The organism is Desulfovibrio litoralis DSM 11393 (assembly GCF_900143255.1).
GTDB lineage: Bacteria > Desulfobacterota > Desulfovibrionia > Desulfovibrionales > Desulfovibrionaceae > Frigididesulfovibrio_A > Frigididesulfovibrio_A litoralis.
The window spans coordinates 414184-433748 of sequence record NZ_FRDI01000003.1 but is presented as its reverse complement, the minus strand read 5'-3'; the positions used below and the strand labels follow the sequence as shown (position 1 = coordinate 433748).

The following is a 19565-nucleotide window of genomic DNA, read 5'->3' as shown; positions in this document are numbered from 1 at the left end:
GACGAGGGCTTTTCTCTTTGTTACTCTCTTTTCCTTAATTATCATCTTAAGGTCATAATAAATCGTTAATAATTAAAGTCTTGTGATGTTGAGGCTATTGCATAATAGTCTTACAGTGGCTTAAGACGTTTTATGTTATTTGTATACAGAGCTTAAAACGATGAAAAACACGCAAAACCTAGTTTTGCAATGTATTTGTTAAAGAGATATAACTCGCTTGTTAAAGACTACAGTGAATAGTCTTTGATTGTATTAAAATTTGATTGCATTAAAAAATATTTAGCCAATAAAAAAAGCACCCGCAATTAAACGAGTGCTTTTTTTGTTGATTTTAGAAACTTTTTAAATTCTTAGTTGATAGGTGGGAACACAACGCGGAATTCGCAACGACGGTTCTTAGCCCAAGCGGATTCGTTGTTACCTTCAACGGCTGGACGTTCTTTACCGTAGCTAACCATTTCTAGTTGCTCAGGTCTAACACCTAAGTTAACTAAATATTCGTAAGCAGCACGGGCACGACGCTCACCCAACGCTAAGTTGTATTCAGCAGTTCCGCGGTTATCTGTGTGGCCTTCGATAAGTACACGCACGATTGGGAATTGTTTAATTAAAGCAGCACTTTGGTTAAGGGCTTCTTTTCCTTCAGGTTTGATTTCATAGCGATCAAATGCAAAGTAAATAGTTTTATTAGAAAGAACAGCTTGAACTTTTCTTGCATTTTCAACATCAGCTTGGGTATATCCGCCACCTTCACCAGTAGGGGTATCAGTACCAACTTTTTTGGCACAACCAGTAGCAACAGCCATCGCCAACAACATAACAGCCATAAAAGCATAACGTAATGCTTTATTCATAAGACCTCCTGCAAACAGCAAAAAATATAAAGTTATAATATAAATACCAAGACGAAATATTTAGCTACAACGTCTGTAATATTCTTAGTAATGCTTATCTATATGTTGAAATTTGTCAAGGAATAAGTTTAATTTTTTTGACTAAAATCATATTTTTTACTTAATTTTCAAAATATTTAAACGTCAAATATGTTTAGAGTTGCGGTTAAAAGTTGTTTTTTTATCGTTAACATATTGTAATAAATTATCTTATGTATTTTTTTCTTTCTGTCATAATATTTTCTATTTTATCGGTTTCATCTTTTTCATTTTGGGTCTTTGCCAGCTCTTTTAATTTAACAAGTTGAGCCTCATATTTTTTTCGATTGTTTTGATAAACATAGCTGTAAGCTAAATGTAGATTGGCTTTAAACATTTCGCCTTTACTGCCGAATACTTTGGCGATTGCTTCATGTACATCAGGGTCATTGGGCAAATAACGCAAAACTTCTTTAAAAAGTTGTTCCGCTTCTTTTAAGTTTCCATTATCGGCCTGAAGTCTTCCGTAATAAAAGTTTGTTAAAATATCTCTTGGGTTTTTGGCGAGTGCTAAGTTAAGATATTTTTCCGCCTCTTTTATATTTCCTTTATAATAGTTAAAAATACCAAATTCTCTAATTGCCATATTGTCATTCGGGCTACATTGTAGAGCCTTGTTGAAAAACTCATTAGCCTCTTTAACCTTGTTTTGGCGTGATAAAACTATTGCCATTCCTAACTTGGCGAGGCATTTTTGTTGTTCTGTTCCACTTTGTAAAATTTCATTAAAACGAGCCAAGGCTAATTCTTTGTCGGCATATTTTGCGGTTATTAACGTTTGGATACGCCAAAATTGAGCGTTATCTTCTTTTCTGTTTTGGATCGCTTTGGGAAGCTGTCTTACCCTTGCTTCTATGTCTTTGATACGCTCGCTAATTGAAGGGTGAGTAGAGAGATAGGCGGGAATGCTTCTTCCCGTTGCCCATTGCCTGCGTTGCATTTTTTTAAAGGCATCTACCATTCCCTCTGGTTTATAGCCTGCGTCAACGTAATATTTAAAGCCAATTTGGTCTGCTTCGTCTTCATCGGCTCTGGAGTAACTGAGCATGGACGATTGTCCGAGGGCCATAGAACCGGCGACGCCCGCCCCTTTAGCCTCGCCTTGTCCAAATATGGCGGCGGCTAAAGCTCCGACCAAGGTTAAGGCAGTCATTTTTTTTCCGTGTTCTATGCGTCCTGCGATATGTCGTTGGGTTGCGTGGGCTAATTCATGGGCAAGCACGGCGGCAACTTCGCTTTCTGAGTCCATATTCATAATAAGACCCGTATGTAAAAAAAGATAACCGCCCGGAGCCGCAAAAGCGTTCATTGCACTATCTCTTAAAACGGCAACTTTAAAATCAAAGGGTTGGGGTGGAGCTTGTTTTAAGAGTTTTTGGAACATCTCTTCCACATAGTTTTTTATTTCCGGGTCTTCTATTAAAGGCAAGCGAGATCTTACCATAACATCAAATTGTCGCCCCAGTTCTATTTCGTCTTTAATTCCGAAACTAAACAAATCGGCTTTTGCAGACAAAGGGAAAATAGATGTAATGATAAAAATGTTCAGCATTAAAAAAACAAGTATTTTTTGTGTAAGTATTGTATAAGTTTGATTTTTCATAATATTGACCTTTTGTTGTGAGCTTTACAAAGTTAAACTGCGTTGAGTTTTTACGATTATATACACAAATATTTTGTTTTGTCGTTTATTTTTTTGAGCCTCTGAGAAGGCGTTTATCACCCACTCGCACGGTCAGTTTTTCCCTGTCAAAATATTCTAACAGGGCAATCAAATATTTTCGTGAAAGACTTGTTAAATCTTTTAAAACAGCTAAATTCAAATCGTCATTGCTTTCAAACCAAGCTGTTACCGCTTCCCAAATTTTGTCTAAAACAGGACGATAATAATAAATTTCGTCGCTTATTTTAACTAGTTCGCCACTATCTTGCAGATTTTTTAATAGGGGCAAAGCTTCTTTTTGATTTAAGGCAAGACTTTCTAAAATTTCTTTTATGTTTAATGGTGTTTTGTCAGACTCTTTATATATGTTTAAGAGGGCTGTTTTTATATCTTGTTGATTTGTTTCAAGTTTTGCTTGGTGAGACGGAATCCGCACCAAGTCTCCTTCCACATGAAGCAATTTCTTTTTTGATAAACGCTCAAGTAGAAAATGTAAGAGTTTAGGGTATAAAGAAGCCCCCCAGCCGGAATAAAATTCATTTTTGCCCAAGCCGTTTTTCGCAGGGTTTTGTTTATGAAATTCATTAATAAAACTCAGGGCGGAATTTTCCAAAGCTTGCACTATACTTTGAGCAATATAGCGTTTTTCCTCTTTGTCAAAACAGGAAAGTTCTTGTTTTCCGTTTAATAAAGCGAGTTCTTTTTCGAGCGTTTTTGAGTTAAGGTTGGTAAATGCTAAAAGTTCATTATAATTAAGCCCTTGTTTTTCTGCTAACTCAAGACGCATCAAAATTAAATCTTTTGCTTCTGCGTTTCCAAGTTGTAATAATTTTTCGGTTTTTTCTTGAAAGAGAGGGTCTTTTTTCTTTAACTCGAGAGATAGGGGATTTAACAATTCGGCTCCGGCAATGGTTCGAAGCGGTGAATATGCCCTTATAACACAGCGATCTCCAAAAACTCCGACCATGGGTTCAGTAAAGCGAACTTGACATAAAGCCGTTTCGCCGGGGTTAAGTTTATCTCGGTCAAAAAAATACAGACGGGCAAGAGTTTCTTTTGTGCCGTGGTGAAAGTGGATTTCGGTTCTGTGTTTTATGGCAGTGGGCGTTGAGCTTAGACAAGTTAGTTTAATATCCCAATGTAAAGAGGGAAATAATGAATCAGGGCGAGCCAAAACTTCGCCTTTTTGAATATCGCTTACTTCCAAATTACTTAAATTTATGGCTGTTCTTCCCCCAGCTTCGGCTATTTCAACGTTTTTGTCATGACTGTGCAGGCTACGGACTTTGGTGTTTTTTTCTTTTGGATAAACAGTTAATTCTTCACCGTTTTTAACTTGTCCTGCGATCATTGTTCCGGTTACGACGGTTCCGTGTCCTTTTAATGAAAAGATTCTATCGATAGGCAGGCGAAAAAGGTCGCTACGTTTTTTATTGCGTAAGTTTTTTTCTCTGGTCAGCAGTTCTTTTTTTAATGACTCTAAACCTGAACCTGTTTGTACGGAAACGGGGAAAATATCGGCGTTTTCCAGAAAGCTTCCTTTAAGAAAGTCTTTTATTTCTTCTTGAACCAAATCAAGCCATTCTTGTTCAACTAAATCTGTTTTGGTTAAAGCGATAAGCCCTTGTTTTATTCCCAATAAAGAACAAATTTCAAGGTGTTCCTTGGTTTGGGGCATAATACCTTCGTCAGCCGCTATGACTAAAAGCACCAAGTCAATGCCGCTTGCACCCGCTACCATGTTTTTTACAAAGCGTTCATGTCCGGGAACATCTATGATACTAAGGCGTTCTCCGTCGTCGTTGTTTAAAAAGGCAAAGCCAAGCTCTATTGTTATGCCACGTTTTTTTTCTTCGATTAAACGATCGCAGTTAATGTCGGTGAGTGCATTGATCAGCGAGGTTTTACCATGGTCGATATGACCGGCAGTACCTAAAATTACGGGCATGGAGACTTCCTTCTTTTGGGTATATTTTTTGATAAAACATAAAAATAATAAAGATTATAAATGAAAAATGACCGCCATAAAAGCATAATATGAATACTTTGTATAGCGGTCAAGTTTTAAGCGTTAAATATATTTTAGCGTTTTAGTTCTAGTGCCTTTTGAATCATTTGATCCGAGGTTGTAACAACCTTGCTGTTCATTTGAAAACCCCGTTGAGTTACGATCATTTGAACAAACTCGGTGGTCATATCAACTTTTGAAGTTTCTAAAGAATAACCCGTTAATGCCCCATAATTTTCTGTTTGGGTATATTTTTTGATAAAACATAAAAATAATAAAGATTATAAATAAAACTTGACCGCCATAAAAGCATAATATGAATACTTTGTATAGCGGTCAAGTTTTAAGCGTTAAATATATTTTAGCGTTTTAGTTCTAAGGCCTTTTGAATCATTTGATCGGAGGTTGTAACAACCTTGCTGTTCATTTGAAAGCCTCGTTGAGTTACGATCATTTGAACAAACTCGGTGGTCATATCAACGTTTGAAGTTTCTAAAGAATAACCAGTTAATGCCCCATAATTTTCTGTTTGGGTATATTTTTTGATAAAACATAAAAATAATAAAGATTATAAATAAAAAATGACCGCCATAAAAGCATAATATGAATACTTTGTATAGCGGTCAAGTTTTAAGCGTTAAATATATTTTAGCGTTTTAGTTCTAAAGCCTTTTGAATCATTTGATCCGAGGTTGTAACAACCTTGCTGTTCATTTGAAAGCCACGTTGAGTTACGATCATTTGAACAAACTCTGTGGTCATATCAACGTTTGAAGTTTCTAAAGAATAACCCGTTAATGCCCCATAATTTTCTGTTCCGGGAAAACCTTCTTCAATGCTACCAACTCTGTCAGAGGCTGAAAAAAGGTTGTTTCCGCTGTGGGTTAAGTTATCTTGACTGGTAAAACGGGTTAGTGGAATCCTGTAAAGATTTTGGCTTTCTCCGTTGGTATATTGTCCGACAAGATAGCCGTCGGGGTCTATTCTTACTCTTGAAAGATAGCCGGTAGTATAACCGTCTTGAGAAACTTTTGAACTTGAAGTGCCTTTATATGCGGTAGAGCTGTGTGTTGCAAGCTTGCCCGGAGTCGGGTTTGATACCCAATTTTGTCCGAGTGTATTCATTTGGGTGGGGTTATCAATAGCGTTATCCCAACCGCTTGGAAAAGACATTCCAAAATCTATTCCGACGTTTTGACTTGCGGTAGAAGCCGCATTTTTGCCCTTAAAGCTGATATTGGCAACGGGCACTCCTTGGGCATTCATTCCCGCCTTTTTCCAAGTAGTAAAATCTTCGGGGTTTTGAGAACCATCAGGCACGAACGCAGCCATATCTTTCATATTTCCGGCTGAATCAAAGACGATTGTTCCACTCATCAAAATACCCGCACTTTTCGTGCCTTGTATTCCGCTTCTGGTATCAGATTTAGGGTCAACGGTCATGATAAATTCATAGGCTTTGTTTCCGCCAGCCACGTCTCCAACATATTTAAAGAAGCCATTGACAATTTGGGGGTTCCCTTCACTGTCATAAATTTTTACCCCTGTGGAATAGTCGGAAATTTGGGCAAAATTTTTAGTATCAGTCTGTCCATTCCAAGAAGATAAGAGCCCTGTAAAGCTACTTGCATTGGTGATCTGTTTACTCTCGGCAAAGCCTAAATTTAAGATAAAACCAGCATTTGTTGTTGCTTTTGGTGGAATAACGTTTTGACTGCCGTTTGTGTTGCTAAAGTCTATTTTTATTGGTTCGGCAGTTCCGGAAGTAACGCCATCGACAACTTTATTTCCCATTAGGTTAAAGCCGTTTGGTGTAATTAGGTCGCCGTCTTTGGTAAAGCGAAAGTTTCCGGCTCTGGTATAATATACTTCTGAGGATTCTGGCTTTTGTACCGCAAAAAAGCCTATTCCCGTAATAGATAGATCGGTTGCGGTTGTGCTTGATTCATAACCACCGTTTTCAAACATGGTTCTTACAATTCCGGGGGTAACCCCTTTACCGGCTTGGCTAAAGTTAGTCATACCGTTTGAAGAGGTTGGGACATTGGTACTGCCAAGGTCTTGATATAACATCATGGCCCGTCTAAAGCCAACAGTATTTTGGTTTGCCAAGTTATTTGAGACTACCGCCAAACCTTCACCAAGGCTTTTCATTCCGGTGGCGCCTACATAGAGTGAACTCATCATTTGCTTAATTTTCCCCTTTGTGCGTCCTTGCACTTAAAAAGATTTTTATAACGTTTTTTGTTGAAATTTTTATTATTACATAAAAATAACAATATGTTATAAACATCTGTTCTATTTTTTAATGATATTGCCGCTTTTTTCTTCCCCGATAAAAAACAGCCTGAAATAGTAATTTGTGGGAATATTTTTCCCTTTTTTCTTTTTCTGAGTTATTAAAAGCATAATGTGTGCCTAATATTTTTTTTATAAAACCCCCTTGTATATTTTATTGATTCATGTATAGAAATATAAAATTATTTTGGGAGGGTTTCATGAAAAAATTATTACTTTTGTGCCTTAGTTTCAGCTTGTTCGCTTTTGGCGGTTGTGTCGTTAACACCAATACGGCTTTAGATGCCGCTGCTGATGGCTATAAGGCCGCTACCTTGAGTGAAGCTGATGTAATCAGCATGTCTAAACAAATGCGCGAAGCTGGCGACAAAGAAAATAAAGTTGCATCTAAAAACAGCAAATACACTAAACGCCTCAACAAGGTTGCCGCTAACCTCAAAAATGTTGAAGGTTTACAGATGAACTACAAAGTTTATTTAACCGACGAAGTTAATGCTAACGTTACTCCTGATGGCTCTGTTAGAGTATATTCTGGTTTAATGGACAAGCTTAATGATGACGAACTTTTCTTCGTTTTAGGTCATGAAATCGGTCACGTTAAAGGTGGCGATACTATGGATAAAATGAGACTGGCTTATGCTGCTTCCGCCGCTCGTAAAGGTGTTGCCGCCAGCAACAGCACTGCCGGTGCGTTAGCTGCTTCCGAACTTGGTGCAGTAGCTGAAGCATTTTTAAAAGCTCAATTCTCTCAAGACCAAGAATATAAAGCTGATGCTTATGGTTTAGAGCTAATGAAAAAGTATAAGAAAAACACCAAGGGTGCTGAAACAGCTTTGCGTAAGTTTGCTGATATGGAAAGCTCTTCATCTGGCGTTGATGCTTGGTTCTCAACTCACCCAGGTTCTGCAAAACGTGCCGACAAAATGGCAGAGATGCGTGCAGGCAAGTAATTATTTGATTATTTAATACTTTTTTATAATCGTATATAAACGAGAATAAAAGAGGATAAAACTTAAAAGACCGATATTAATTTATCGGTCTTTTTTTTGTTTTTGATTCACTTATAGAATAAAAGCAAGGAAAGTGTTTTGTAAATAAGGCTATTGTGCAAGGTCATTGCCTTTTTTTTAAAAGGCTTATAAGTAAATTAATCATATAAACCATATAACCCATAGACCCCAATAAAACCCATAGCCACCTAGGAGACAGCCTTTATGAAAAACTTTATTGTGATAGTTACGTTGTGTTTATTTTGCCTATTATCTATTCATACCCCAAATGCTTTTTCACAAGAGTCCTGTCCAAAAACTCTCGAAGAGGTAAAAAAAGATAAAAAATATAAATTGGTAACAGAGAATTTATATGAATTTAAGCAAGCAGATTTTTCTCTGCGTTGTTTTTATGGAAAAACTGAAAAGCTCGAAGCTGAAATTCCATTTGTCGCTGATAAGATAGAGGGAATTTGGAAAGCATATTACGAAAGTGGCAAGATCAACTCTGAAACTCCATATGTAGCAGGTAAACGAGAGGGGGTTGCAAAAGGATATTACGAAAATGGCAAGCTAGAATTCGAAATTGTGTTAGCAAATAGCTCACCCGTTAGTGGTATTTGTTATAAGACAAATGGAGAAACAAGAGCTTTGACAGATCAAGAATTAGCAGATTTTAGAAACGGCAAGATGCCTAAGTGCGATTAGTTAAGATCGCGAATAATAGAATAAAACCCATAGCCCCCATAAACTTCATAACCCCGAGGAGACAGCCTTTATGAAAAACTTTATTGTGATAGTTACGTTGTGTTTATTTTGCCTATTATCTATTCATACCCCAAATGCTTTTTCACAAGAGTCCTGTCCAAAAACTATTGAAGAAGTACAAAAAAATAAAAGGTATGAATTGGTAAAAGAGAATTTATATGAATTTAAGCAAGCAGAATCTTCTCTGCGTTGTGCTTATAGAACAAATGGAACGCTGAGATATGAAATTCCATATAAAAATGGTAAAGTAGAAGGAACTGGCAAAGAATATTACGAAAATGGCACGCTCAAATCTGAATACCCATATGTAGCAGGAAAAAAAGAGGGAATGTTCAAATCCTACTCCGCAAGCGGCAAAATTTTGCTAAAAACCCCATATGTTGCTGGTAAAGTAGAGGGAATGGGAAAATCTTATTATGAAAGTGGCAAGCTCAAAGCTGAAATTCCATTTGTCGCTGATAAGATAGAGGGAATTTTCAAACACTACAACGAAAGTGGCAAGCTAGAATTCGAAATTTCATATGAAAATAATTTAGCAGTTAGTGGTATTTGTTATAAAAAAAATGGAGAAACAAGATCTTTGACAGATCAAGAATTAGGAGACTTTATGAGGGGCGAGATGCCTAAGTGCGATTAGTTAACTGAGCGAGTAATAGAATATAAAACATATAACCAATAAACCCAATAAACCCCATAGCCCCCAAGGAGACAGACTTTATGAAAAACTTTATTGTGATAGTTACGTTGTGTTTATTTTGCCTGTTATCTATTAATACCCCGAATGCTTTTTCACAAGAGTCCTGCCCGAAAACTCTCGAAGCGGTAAAAAAAGATAAAAAGTATGAATTGCTAAAAGAGAATTTATATCACTTTAAGCAAGGAGATTTTTCTCTGAGTTGTGCTTATGAGGAAAATGGAAAGATTCATTTCGAAATTCCATATGTAGCTGATAAAAGAGAGGGAATTAGTAAAAATTATTACGAAAATGGTAATCTTAGCTCCGAAGTTCCATATGTAGCAGGTAAAAAAGAAGGAGTTGAAAAACTCTACTACGAAAGTGGTAATCTTAGCTCCGAAACTCCATATGTCGCAAGTGAAAAAGAGGGAATTCAAAAAATCTATTACGAAAGTGGTGCACTCGGATTTGAGTTTCCATATGTAGCAGGTAAAGTAGAGGGAATTATAAAAGCATACTACGAAAGTGGTAGGTTAAAAGGTGAGTTTCCATATGTAGCAGATAAACAAGAGGGAGTTGAAAAACGCTATTACGAAAATGGCAAGATCAATACTGAGATTCCACTTGTAGCTGGCAAGCTCGAGGGAACTGCCAAGTACTACAACGAAAGTGGCAAGTTGGAATTCGAAATTTCATGTGCAAATGATTTAGTCGTTAGTGGTATTTGTTGTAATAAAAATGGAAAAACAAGAGCTTGGACAGATCAAGAATTAGCAGACTTTGAAATAGGAAAGATGCCTAAGTGCGACTAGTTAACTTAGCGAATAATAGAATATAAACCACTCTAGTGCGTGCAAATGTAAAAACAACCTTCAATAAAAATTAGGCAGTACCGCTTTAAAACGGCATTGTCTTTTTTTATTTGTTTCAGCAGGAAAATATAATTTTAAAAAATATATACTTTATTTAAATTGAGTAATATTATAGAATCCTTTTGGTAATAAGCTAGTGCTAGATGATTAATCAAATTACCAGTTATAAATTAAGGCTAGTCTTAATTGCATGGCATTGTATTTATTTATCATCTCATAAAAACTCTCTATAAAAATTACTTTAGGAATTAATAATGAATATTACAAAAAAAATTATTTCTGCTCATTTAATGTCCGGCAAGCTCGAAGATTTTAAACCCGGCGACGAAATTGCCCTTAAAATGGATCAAACTATAACCCAAGACGCAACAGGCACAATGACCTATTTGCAGTTTGAAGCCATGGGGATTCCTAAAGTAAAAACAGATCTTTCCGTAAGCTATGTGGATCATAACACCTTACAACAAGATTTTCGTAACCCTGATGATCATCAATTTTTACGCACTATTGCCGCTAAATATGGCTTGGTTTATTCCCCAGCTGGCTTAGGTATTTGTCATCAACTACATTTAGAAAATTTTGCTAAGCCCGGTGCGACTTTAATTGGTGCGGATAGTCATACTCCGACCGCAGGCGGTATGGGGTCTTTAGCTATGGGAGCAGGAGGTCTTTCCGTTGCTTTGGCTATGGCAGGGGCAGCTTATAAAATCCCTATGCCAAAAGTAGTAAAAGTTGAATTAACAGGAAAGCTTAAAGGCTGGGCGAGTGCTAAAGACGTTATTTTAGCCTTGTTAAAAATACTCACTGTTAAAGGCGGTGTTGGGCGAGTTTTTGAATTTACAGGCGAGGGCGTTTCAAGCTTATCCGTGCCTGAGCGTGCTTGTATTACTAATATGGGAGCAGAACTTGGAGCAACAACCTCTATATTCCCTAGTGATGAACGCACAAAAGCATTTTTAAAAGCCCAAGGGCGTGAGCAGGATTATAAAGAGCTAAAAGCTGATGCAAATGCCCTTTATGATGAGAGTTACACCATTGAATTAGATAAACTTGTGCCTATGGTCGCTTGTCCTCATATGCCTGATAAAGTTAAAGCTGTGGCTGAATTAGCAGGCTTAAAGGTAGACCAAGTGGCGATTGGTTCTTGTACCAACTCATCTTTTTCTGATTTATCTGCTGTTGCACTCATTTGGAAGGGTAAACAGGTGGATAGAACTACAGATACTTTGGTTTCTCCCGGTTCCAAACAAGTTTTACGCCTTTTAGCCAGAGAAAATTTATTAGATAATATTATTGATTCCGGGGCGAGAATTTTAGAATGTGCTTGTGGCCCTTGTATTGGTATGGGCGGTGCTCCTATTTCCAAGGCTGTGAGTGTGCGTACTTTTAACCGTAACTTTGAAGGGCGTAGCGGAACAAAAGATGCTTCCGTTTATCTTGTTAGCCCGTTAGTGGCGGCGAAGCTCGCTCTTGATGGTAAATTTTCTGACCCAAAAACATGGGGAGAAGCACCAAAAATGTTAGACTTCCCTGATAATCCACCATCTATTCGCCATTTATTTATTGACCCGTCAAAAGATGATAAAGAGAGAAGTAAAGTAGAAATTTTACGTGGGCCGAATATCGTAGCCTTAGAAGTGTTTGATGTTTTACCTCAAAATATGAATGCAAAAGTAAGTATCAAACTTGGCGACGATATTACGACAGATCATATTATGCCGGCTGGTGCGGCTATTTTGCCTTTACGTTCTAATATTCCTGCGATTTCGGAATATGTTTTTTCTAAAGTTGATAGTGATTTTGTTAAGCGAGCTAAAGAGTTTGGGACTAGCGTAATTGTTGCTGGTCATAACTATGGTCAAGGTTCTAGCCGTGAACACGCTGCCTTAGCCCCAAGACATTTAGGTATTCGTGCGGTTATCGCTAAGTCTTTTGCACGTATTCATAAAGCAAATTTGGCAAATTTTGGAATTTTAGCCTTAACTTTTGCAAATCCTGATGATTATGATAAAATCGAACAGTGTTCAAGCTTAGGGTTTGATTTTAGCCCTCTTTTTGATAAAACAAAAACTCATGCTTCTTTAACCGTAAAACTTGATAATAAAGAAAAATTAAATCTTAATCTGGAATTGTCCGATAATGAACTCGAAATGGTGCTTGCCGGTGGTCTTTTAAATCAAGTTAGAGCCAACAAAGCCTAAATTTGTGTTATTGATTTGGTTTTATTTTATTAAGTGATGTTTAAAAATTAAAATTTATATTTTTTAAGGATAAGGTGTTTAATGTTAGACTATATTCGTAATAATTCCAGCTCTTGGATAGTAAAAATCATTTTTGCTTTGATTATTTTTGTGTTTGTGTTTTGGGGTGTTGGAAACATAGGGCAAAGCAACTTGAATGTTGTTGCCACTATCGGTGATGAAAATATTATGATTCAAGAGTTGCAAATGCTTGAATTTAGAGAGGTTGAGGCGATTAAAGCTCAAAACCCCGAAATTAGCGAGAGCGACTTGATCAATCAAGGCTTGAAAGTGCAAGTTTTTCAAAAGCTTGTTATGCAAAAACTGCTTGAAAACGAAGCTAAAAAACTTGGAATTACGGTTACTCCAAACGAATTATTGGAACTAGTCAAAAATAACACCGTGTTTTTAAATGATAAAGGTGAGTTTGACCCCGAAGTTTATAAAAGAGTCTTGGCGGCAAATAATAGAACTCCGGCAAGCTATGAAGCAGATATTTCAAAAGGTATTTTAATAGAAAAATTACAAAATTATATTAGCGAAACCGTTAAGATAGATCCAATTATCGCACGTATGGAATTTGAATTACAAAGCCAAAAACGTGCTATGCGTTATCTTTTGTTCCCGATTAAAGATTTTGTTGGAGAAGTAAAAATATCTGATCAAGAGATCAAAGATTATTATGATAAAAACCAAAGTCTGTTTTTAGTGCCTGCAAAAAAGAAGATTGAATATTTAAGCCTTACACCCGAAACTTTAAAAGGCGTAGCTGTGTCTGATGCCGAAATTCTGGAATATTACAACGCCAATAAAGATGCTAACTACAGCGTTCCGGAAGCATTCAAGACGCGTCATATTTTATTGCGTTTAGCTAAAGATGCCACAAAAGAAGAAGAAAAAGCCGTTAATGATAAAATGGAAACTATTTTGTCAGAACTTAAAAAAGGTAAATCTTTTGAAGCGTTGGCAAAAGAATTTTCTCAAGACGGAAGTGCTGAACAAGGCGGAGAACTTGGTTGGATAGCAAAAGGTGACACAGTTAAACCTTTTGAAGCTGTCTTGTTTCAATTAAAAAAAGGTGAAATCAGCCAGCCTGTACGCACTGATTTTGGAATACATTTAATTAAAGCCGAAGATTACCGCACCGCAGGCGTACAACCTTTTGAAGAAGTAAAAGATGAAATAAAACAAGCTCTTAATTCAAAAAGAAACGATAAAATTGTTTTAGATGCTACGTTAAAAACCATAGAACTTTTGAAAAACTCTTTAACCTTTGAACAGATTCGTGATGAATTAAAAGTGCCTGTGGCAACCACTGAATTGTTAAGCTCCGCTGAGTTGGCCTCAGCTCTGGGTTTAAGCAAAGAAGGAATAGTGTTGTTGGAAGAGCTTAATTTGGATAACCCTTTATCTTTACAACCTTTACCTGTGAAAAACGGTAGTGTTATTGTAAAAGTTGTTGAAAATAAAGAGGCTTATACCGCAGCTCTTGATGAGGTCAAAGAATCAATAAGAGAAACTTTAGTTCAAAACAAAGCCGCGGAATTGGCATTTGAAGCCGCTAAAAAGGCAAGAACAGCCTTTGTTGACAATAAAATTCCTTCAAGCTTGGAAGCAAAAGCAAAAGAAACCGTTGCTGTAAACAGAGGGATGAGTTATTTCCCCGAGCTTCCCGGTTCGCAGGCTTTAATTGCAAAGATTTTTGACCTAAGCACACCAAATAAATGGCTTGAAGAACCGTTTAAAGTTCAAAGCGGTGCTGTTTTGGCAAGTCTTGGTACTGTGGTGGATATAGATAAGGCAGAGTGGGATAATAATGCAGAAACAGTAATTTTATTACTCGAAGGCAAAAGAAGGCAAGAAGCCGCCCAAACTTATTTGGAAGAACTATTTCGTCTAAATCCGGTTAAAATAGTTAACCCCGCTTATTTGGAAAATAAAACAACCAACTAGTTTAGCCTTATTGATGACACGCTAAATTGAACAAAATAAAAACGCTATTGTGGTTAAGCAATAGCGTTTTTTTGTTTTATAATTTTGAGTCTAGGTGATTTTTGTTTTGCTCTGTTTTTACGTTTCAAAGCAATCTACAAAAAACTAGATATATTATACTTATAAAAATAAATGCTTAATAGGATACTTGCATTACTTGTCTATTTTGGAATCATCAAAAACTCCAAAAGTGCTTTCACTCACAACCATTATTTGATTTACTTTTGGTAAATGAGCAATATCAATCTCGCTTTTGGTTCCAAAATCAAGGTATATTAAGTTTTCTGTTGCAGATGTGTTTTTAACAACATGAGCTCCGCCTTTTCCTGTAGGGAAAGAAAGAATATCACCTGTTTTAATAGGCACATCTCCATTTATAGTTTCAACAGTTCCTGAACCGCTTATAATATAAAATATTTCTTCATTTGTTTCATGATAGTGATAACCATAAGCCGTATTTCCAGGCTCAAGTTCAACAAATGATGCTGTGCATTTTTTAAGCAGGTCTGAGGTACAAGCGGGCTTTACATGATACACATTGCCGTTACCCCTGTTAGTAGTTTGTGCTTCAATTGAATTGATGTTTCTAACTTGTGTTGATTTCATAAATATTCCTCTCATAAAGTTATTGTAATTACTGTGTAGAAATTGTAATTACTGTTGATAAGCGGTTTATAATATAAATAGTTTCTTATGGAAAGTAGGCACTTTAAAGTGCTGTAGTTGCTTTTGGGATACTATTGTGTAGAATGAGGGATATTATGCTAAAAAAAGATTTGCCTTTATGTCCAGTTGAAGTAACGTTGTCTTTAATTGGCGACAAATGGAAGATTTTAATTATTAGAAATTTATTGAATGGAACAAAAAGATTTAACCAACTGAAAAGCTCATTGCCGGGCATTTCTCAAAAGGTGTTAACACAAAATTTGAGAACAATGGATTTTACATCGAAAAGTCTTTGCAGAAGTCCCTCCCAGAGTGGAGTACACTTTAACGGATTTGGGTTGTAGTTTAAAAATGGTACTTGATTCCCTTATGAAGTGGGGGGAAGGTTACCGACAAGGTTTAACGGAATAAGATCTGTTTTGGGTTTAATATTCCAGACTTGATTGACTCATCCAAATAAGGTCAAGATAAAAAACATAGAAGATAAAAAAACGCTATTGTGTTTAAGCAATAGCGTTTTTTTAGTGTCTTTTATTTTTTTAATTTTAGCGAGTTAAGCTAAAAAACCTTAATATCTGTAGTGTTCGCTTTTATAAGGGCCGGCAGGGTTAACATCAAGATAGTCGGCTTGTTCTTTAGTTAAGGTAGTTAGCTTAACACCGAGTCTGGCTAAGTGTAGGCGGGCTACTTCTTCGTCTAATTTTTTAGGTAAAATATAAACCTGATTTTTTAGGTTGTTTTCTTTGGCAAGTTCTAATTGTGCTAATACTTGGTTAGTAAAGCTGGCAGACATAACAAAGCTTGGGTGTCCTGTTGCACAACCTAAGTTAACGAGGCGACCTTCGGCAAGTATAATAATTGAACGTCCGCTTGGTAGCATCCATTTGTCTACTTGAGGTTTGATATTAATGCGTTTACACTCAGGCGTGGTTTCGAGGTAAATCATTTCAATTTCGTTATCAAAGTGGCCAATGTTACAAACTATAGCTTCATCTTTCATCTTTAACATATGGTCTTTGGTGATAACGTGAAAGTTTCCGGTAGCGGTAACAAAAATATCGCCTAACTCGGCGGCTTCTTCCATAGTTACAACTTCATAACCTTCCATTGCGGCTTGTAAGGCACAAATCGGGTCAATTTCCGTGACTAAAACTCTGGCTCCAAAACCACGCAAAGATTGAGCACTACCTTTACCCACATCACCATAACCACAGATAACGGCTACTTTACCGGCAATCATAATGTCTGTTGCTCTTTTGATACCGTCAGCCAAAGACTCACGACAGCCATAAAGGTTGTCAAATTTTGATTTTGTTACACAGTCGTTTACGTTAAAAGCCGGGAACAAGAGAGTTCCATCTTTTTGCATGTTGTATAAACGAGCTACTCCGGTTGTAGTTTCTTCTGATACTCCACGGATTTTCTTCGCTATTTCTGTCCAATGTTTAGGATTTTTTTCATAAGATAAAGCGAGTCTGTCCATAACAACTTGGAATTCTTTATTGTCATAAGATTTTTTTAATAGACTTGGGTCTTTTTCAACAGCTACGCCTTTGTGAACCAATAAAGTTGCGTCGCCACCATCATCAACGATAAGGTCAGGGCCGCTTCCATCTTCCCAAGTAAGAGCCATTTCAGTACACCACCAAAACTCTTCTAAGCTTTCGCCTTTCCAAGCAAAAACTTTAGCGAGTTTAGCATCAACAACAGCGGCGGCAGCGTGGTCTTGGGTAGAAAAAATATTACATGATGCCCAACGTAAATCAGCCCCTAAAGCGTGTAGGGTTTTGATTAACATGGCGGTTTGTATGGTCATGTGTAAAGAACCGGCGATTTTTAAGCCTTTTAATGGTTTTGTATCACCATATTTTTTGATGAGTTCCATAAGCCCCGGAACTTCACGTTCTGAGAGCTGCATTTCTTTATGTCCAAAATCAGCGAGTTTCATGTCTGCAACTTTAGAATTAAGTTTAAGATCTAAAGGAGCAGCTCTTTTTGCGTCGGTCATTTTTATTTCCTTTTGTGTAATAAATTTAGAATATTGTTTTAATAAATGCCTTATGAACAAAGCTACTAAGTATGTAATTAAACAACTATATCAAGTTATAGTGATTTATGCAACATTTAATTCATAAAAAGTGGTTTACAGGTTTAAAAGTTGTAACTCTTTAAAATTTTAGTTCTTTTGCCCAGTCATACATACGCTTTAAACCGCTGTCGAGTGTAAACTTTGGTTTATAACCCAAGATTTCTTCGGCTTTTTGTTGTGAAGCATAAATACCGTGCATATCACCGGCAGTAGAGCCTTCAAATTTTACGGGAATTTCTTTTCCGCTAGAACTTTCAGAACTTTTAAGTTGAACAAGTTTATCGATAAGAGAGCCAACGGTTGTGCGTCCGCTTCCGCTAATTCATAAAAAGTGGTTTACAGGTTTAAAAGTTGTAACTCTTTAAAATTTTAGTTCTTTTGCCCAGTCATACATACGCTTTAAACCGCTGTCGAGTGTAAACTTTGGTTTATAACCCAAGATTTCTTCGGCTTTTTGTTGTGAAGCATAAATACCGTGCATATCACCGGCGGTAGAGCCTTCAAATTTTACGGGAATTTCTTTTCCGCTAGAACTTTCAGAGCCTTTAAGTTGAACAAGTTTATCGATAAGAGAGCCAACGGTTGTGCGTCCGCTTCCGCTAATATTTATAGCTTGTCCCGCGGAACTTTCTCTTTCAAGACAAAGTAAAAAAGCGTTAACCACATCATCAATATAAACAAAATCACGATAGCGTTCGGGGCTTCCTTTAACGTGAATTTTTCCGTCTTTAAGCATCATTGCCATGAAAATGCTGACCATTCCTTGACGCAGGTTAGACATATTTTGCCCTGTTCCATATACATTAAAAAGGCGTAGGGCGGTTGAACGCATACCAAATTGTTCATAAAGTCTTAGATAATGTTCACTTGCCAGTTTTCCCACTCCGTAAAAGGATAAAGGAAAAGTAGAAGAGCTTTCATCAATTTCTTTATCGGGTTGCATTCCGTAAACGGACATTGTGCTGGCATAAATAAAGCGCTTACAATCATTTGCCAAACCAAACTTTAATAAGTGTAAGGTTGATTCAGTATTTGTTCTAAGGTCGTAAGATGGGTCATCAAAGCTGATTTCTCCGCTACTTTGTCCTGCGATATGGAAAATAGCGTCATATTTTTGTTTGGGCAACTTTGAGGCGTATAAGCTTGGGTCTTGGCAGTCAGCTTGAAAAAAAGTAATTTTAGATGAAACGTTTTCCGGTGAACCCGTAGTCATATTGTCTATTCCGACAACTTCATGCCCTTGAGCCAAAAGGGCGTTTGCTACTGCCGAACCGATAAAACCGGCGACCCCGGTTACTAAATATTTTGACATAGGATATTAACTCGCTTTATTTTTTATTTTGGCTTATTATTAAAAAGCCTTGATATTAGAGTTTATGACTCTTTTCTTTATTTAGATAATTTAGCCTATAAGCTCTTTACCTGTCCAGCATTTACTTGTTGTTATCAATTATAATATAATATAATTTTGATTTCCGAATATGCAAAACTGATTTGGAGTGTTTTTATGAAAATTTCAACTCAAACACAAAAATGGCTGAAAATATTACATTTATTAAGTGTAAGTTTTTGGATTGGCGGGGCTGTAAGCATTGCGATTTTGCATCTTTTGCGTAGTGAAACTTATGCGCTTGAGGGAATGCTTGCGGGTATTGATGCGGCGAGTCGGATAATTGATTTAGTTGTTGTGATTATCGGCGGAGCGGTTTTTACGAGCCTTACCGGACTTTTTTATTCATTGTTTACGCCTTGGGGTTTTGTGCGTCATAAATGGATTATTGTTAAGTGGGCGACGACGATTTTCTGTATTTTGTTTGGGACTTTTTATCTTGGTCCTTGGGAACAAAATATGGCTGATTTGTCTTTAACGCTAGGCAATAAAGCTTTTGTAACCCCTGAGTATCAGTGGCTTCGGGTAAGGCATTTAGCCTTTGGCTCGATACAGGTATTTATTTTAATGCTTTTGGTTTTGGTGTCTGTTTTAAAGCCTTGGCGAAAGAAAGTTTCTGAAAAGTAGTAGGCGAAAAGTACTCTGTTTTTAAGCTTATATCCAAATAAAGACCATTGCAAAACCGTACTTTGCGTTTTTTGTCATCGTTTTTTGCTCTATATGCACATAGCGTAAAACATTTTAAGCCACAAAAAACATTTATTTTACAGGAAAAGTAATTTTTCCCTTTGTTGCTAGATACCCCAAAGCCCAAACTTCTCACAGTTCACTAGCAGGCAAAGCCCGCCAGTGGCTTTATATATTTCGTGTTTTTTTGAGGGTTTTCCTAATGTAAGGGCTTAGAGGCTATTGTGCAATCACCTCAAATAATTAAAAGCGTGTATAATTTTCAATAAACAAAGCGACCCAGTAAAACCGAGTC

The 19565-nt window shown here is 36.8% G+C and carries 15 protein-coding genes and 2 pseudogenes; 8 read left to right on the top strand and 9 right to left on the bottom strand.

What is annotated here, in order from left to right; all coding sequences use genetic code 11:
• Positions 1-350: 350 nt before the first annotated feature.
• The 6 genes and pseudogenes from pal to BT999_RS04510 form a co-directional block, all read right to left on the bottom strand.
• Positions 351-854: a peptidoglycan-associated lipoprotein Pal gene (gene pal, locus BT999_RS04535; RefSeq protein WP_072696570.1), complete on the bottom strand. Its 504-nt coding sequence runs from the start codon at positions 852-854 to the stop codon at positions 351-353.
• 244 nt (positions 855-1098) lie between these two features.
• Positions 1099-2535 (bottom strand): beta-barrel assembly-enhancing protease, encoded by a 1437-nt coding sequence (locus BT999_RS04530; protein WP_072696569.1) that lies wholly within the window; start codon positions 2533-2535, stop codon positions 1099-1101.
• Between the two features lie 85 nt (positions 2536-2620).
• On the bottom strand, positions 2621-4543 hold the full coding sequence (gene selB / locus BT999_RS04525; RefSeq protein WP_072696568.1) for a selenocysteine-specific translation elongation factor: 1923 nt from the start codon (positions 4541-4543) through the stop codon (positions 2621-2623).
• 134 nt (positions 4544-4677) lie between these two features.
• Complete coding sequence (locus BT999_RS04520) at positions 4678-4863, bottom strand: flagellar basal body rod C-terminal domain-containing protein (RefSeq protein WP_425429656.1); 186 nt, start codon at positions 4861-4863, stop codon at positions 4678-4680.
• 101 nt (positions 4864-4964) lie between these two features.
• A pseudogene (locus BT999_RS04515) lies at positions 4965-5132 on the bottom strand (flagellar basal body rod C-terminal domain-containing protein); the annotation flags it as partial.
• Positions 5133-5251: 119 nt separating this feature from the next.
• Positions 5252-6790: a flagellar hook protein FlgE gene (locus BT999_RS04510; protein ID WP_072696567.1), complete on the bottom strand. Its 1539-nt coding sequence runs from the start codon at positions 6788-6790 to the stop codon at positions 5252-5254.
• Positions 6791-7101: 311 nt separating this feature from the next.
• Here BT999_RS04510 and BT999_RS04505 point away from each other — a divergent pair, with 311 nt between their 5' ends.
• The 6 genes from BT999_RS04505 to BT999_RS04480 all read left to right on the top strand — a co-directional run bounded on the left by BT999_RS04505 (position 7102) and on the right by BT999_RS04480 (position 14399).
• A complete protein-coding gene (locus BT999_RS04505; RefSeq protein ID WP_072696566.1) occupies positions 7102-7851 on the top strand; it encodes a M48 family metalloprotease in 750 nt (249 codons plus the stop codon).
• Between the two features lie 264 nt (positions 7852-8115).
• Positions 8116-8598: a toxin-antitoxin system YwqK family antitoxin gene (locus BT999_RS04500; RefSeq protein WP_072696565.1), complete on the top strand. Its 483-nt coding sequence runs from the start codon at positions 8116-8118 to the stop codon at positions 8596-8598.
• A gap of 70 nt (positions 8599-8668) precedes the next feature.
• On the top strand, positions 8669-9295 hold the full coding sequence (locus BT999_RS04495; protein WP_072696564.1) for a toxin-antitoxin system YwqK family antitoxin: 627 nt from the start codon (positions 8669-8671) through the stop codon (positions 9293-9295).
• Positions 9296-9375: 80 nt separating this feature from the next.
• The gene (locus tag BT999_RS04490) at positions 9376-10146 is read left to right on the top strand and encodes a toxin-antitoxin system YwqK family antitoxin (protein ID WP_084650587.1); all 771 of its coding nucleotides are present in this window, start codon (positions 9376-9378) and stop codon (positions 10144-10146) included.
• A gap of 314 nt (positions 10147-10460) precedes the next feature.
• On the top strand, positions 10461-12407 hold the full coding sequence (locus BT999_RS04485; protein WP_072696563.1) for an aconitate hydratase: 1947 nt from the start codon (positions 10461-10463) through the stop codon (positions 12405-12407).
• Positions 12408-12488: 81 nt separating this feature from the next.
• The gene (locus BT999_RS04480; protein WP_072696562.1) at positions 12489-14399 is read left to right on the top strand and encodes a SurA N-terminal domain-containing protein; all 1911 of its coding nucleotides are present in this window, start codon (positions 12489-12491) and stop codon (positions 14397-14399) included.
• Positions 14400-14591: 192 nt separating this feature from the next.
• Here the strand turns inward: BT999_RS04480 and BT999_RS04475 are convergent, their stop codons facing one another.
• Positions 14592-15044: a cupin domain-containing protein gene (locus BT999_RS04475; protein WP_072696561.1), complete on the bottom strand. Its 453-nt coding sequence runs from the start codon at positions 15042-15044 to the stop codon at positions 14592-14594.
• A 143-nt stretch (positions 15045-15187) separates the two neighbouring features.
• Between BT999_RS04475 and BT999_RS04470 the strand changes: the two are divergent.
• Positions 15188-15515: pseudogene (locus BT999_RS04470) on the top strand (winged helix-turn-helix transcriptional regulator).
• Positions 15516-15672: 157 nt separating this feature from the next.
• Here BT999_RS04470 and ahcY read toward each other — a convergent pair.
• Both ahcY and BT999_RS04460 read right to left on the bottom strand, forming a co-directional pair.
• A complete protein-coding gene (gene ahcY, locus BT999_RS04465) occupies positions 15673-17112 on the bottom strand; it encodes an adenosylhomocysteinase (RefSeq protein WP_072696560.1) in 1440 nt (479 codons plus the stop codon).
• A 442-nt stretch (positions 17113-17554) separates the two neighbouring features.
• The gene (locus tag BT999_RS04460) at positions 17555-18505 is read right to left on the bottom strand and encodes an NAD-dependent epimerase/dehydratase family protein (RefSeq protein WP_072696559.1); all 951 of its coding nucleotides are present in this window, start codon (positions 18503-18505) and stop codon (positions 17555-17557) included.
• A 195-nt stretch (positions 18506-18700) separates the two neighbouring features.
• Between BT999_RS04460 and BT999_RS04455 the strand changes: the two genes are divergently transcribed.
• The gene (locus BT999_RS04455) at positions 18701-19210 is read left to right on the top strand and encodes a hypothetical protein (protein ID WP_072696558.1); all 510 of its coding nucleotides are present in this window, start codon (positions 18701-18703) and stop codon (positions 19208-19210) included.
• The last annotated feature ends 355 nt before the right edge of the window (positions 19211-19565 follow it).

What these genes read in the sequence shown, in the direction of transcription:
- pal (WP_072696570.1), bottom strand. Translation starts at nt 854, where the DNA reads ATGAATAAAGCATTACGTTATGCTTTTATGGCTGTTATGTTGTTGGCG.
- BT999_RS04530 (WP_072696569.1), bottom strand. Translation starts at nt 2,535, where the DNA reads ATGAAAAATCAAACTTATACAATACTTACACAAAAAATACTTGTTTTT.
- selB (WP_072696568.1), bottom strand. Translation starts at nt 4,543, where the DNA reads ATGCCCGTAATTTTAGGTACTGCCGGTCATATCGACCATGGTAAAACC.
- BT999_RS04510 (WP_072696567.1), bottom strand. Translation starts at nt 6,790, where the DNA reads ATGATGAGTTCACTCTATGTAGGCGCCACCGGAATGAAAAGCCTTGGT.
- BT999_RS04505 (WP_072696566.1), top strand. Translation starts at nt 7,102, where the DNA reads ATGAAAAAATTATTACTTTTGTGCCTTAGTTTCAGCTTGTTCGCTTTT.
- BT999_RS04500 (WP_072696565.1), top strand. Translation starts at nt 8,116, where the DNA reads ATGAAAAACTTTATTGTGATAGTTACGTTGTGTTTATTTTGCCTATTA.
- BT999_RS04495 (WP_072696564.1), top strand. Translation starts at nt 8,669, where the DNA reads ATGAAAAACTTTATTGTGATAGTTACGTTGTGTTTATTTTGCCTATTA.
- BT999_RS04490 (WP_084650587.1), top strand. Translation starts at nt 9,376, where the DNA reads ATGAAAAACTTTATTGTGATAGTTACGTTGTGTTTATTTTGCCTGTTA.
- BT999_RS04485 (WP_072696563.1), top strand. Translation starts at nt 10,461, where the DNA reads ATGAATATTACAAAAAAAATTATTTCTGCTCATTTAATGTCCGGCAAG.
- BT999_RS04480 (WP_072696562.1), top strand. Translation starts at nt 12,489, where the DNA reads ATGTTAGACTATATTCGTAATAATTCCAGCTCTTGGATAGTAAAAATC.
- BT999_RS04475 (WP_072696561.1), bottom strand. Translation starts at nt 15,044, where the DNA reads ATGAAATCAACACAAGTTAGAAACATCAATTCAATTGAAGCACAAACT.
- ahcY (WP_072696560.1), bottom strand. Translation starts at nt 17,112, where the DNA reads ATGACCGACGCAAAAAGAGCTGCTCCTTTAGATCTTAAACTTAATTCT.
- BT999_RS04460 (WP_072696559.1), bottom strand. Translation starts at nt 18,505, where the DNA reads ATGTCAAAATATTTAGTAACCGGGGTCGCCGGTTTTATCGGTTCGGCA.
- BT999_RS04455 (WP_072696558.1), top strand. Translation starts at nt 18,701, where the DNA reads ATGAAAATTTCAACTCAAACACAAAAATGGCTGAAAATATTACATTTA.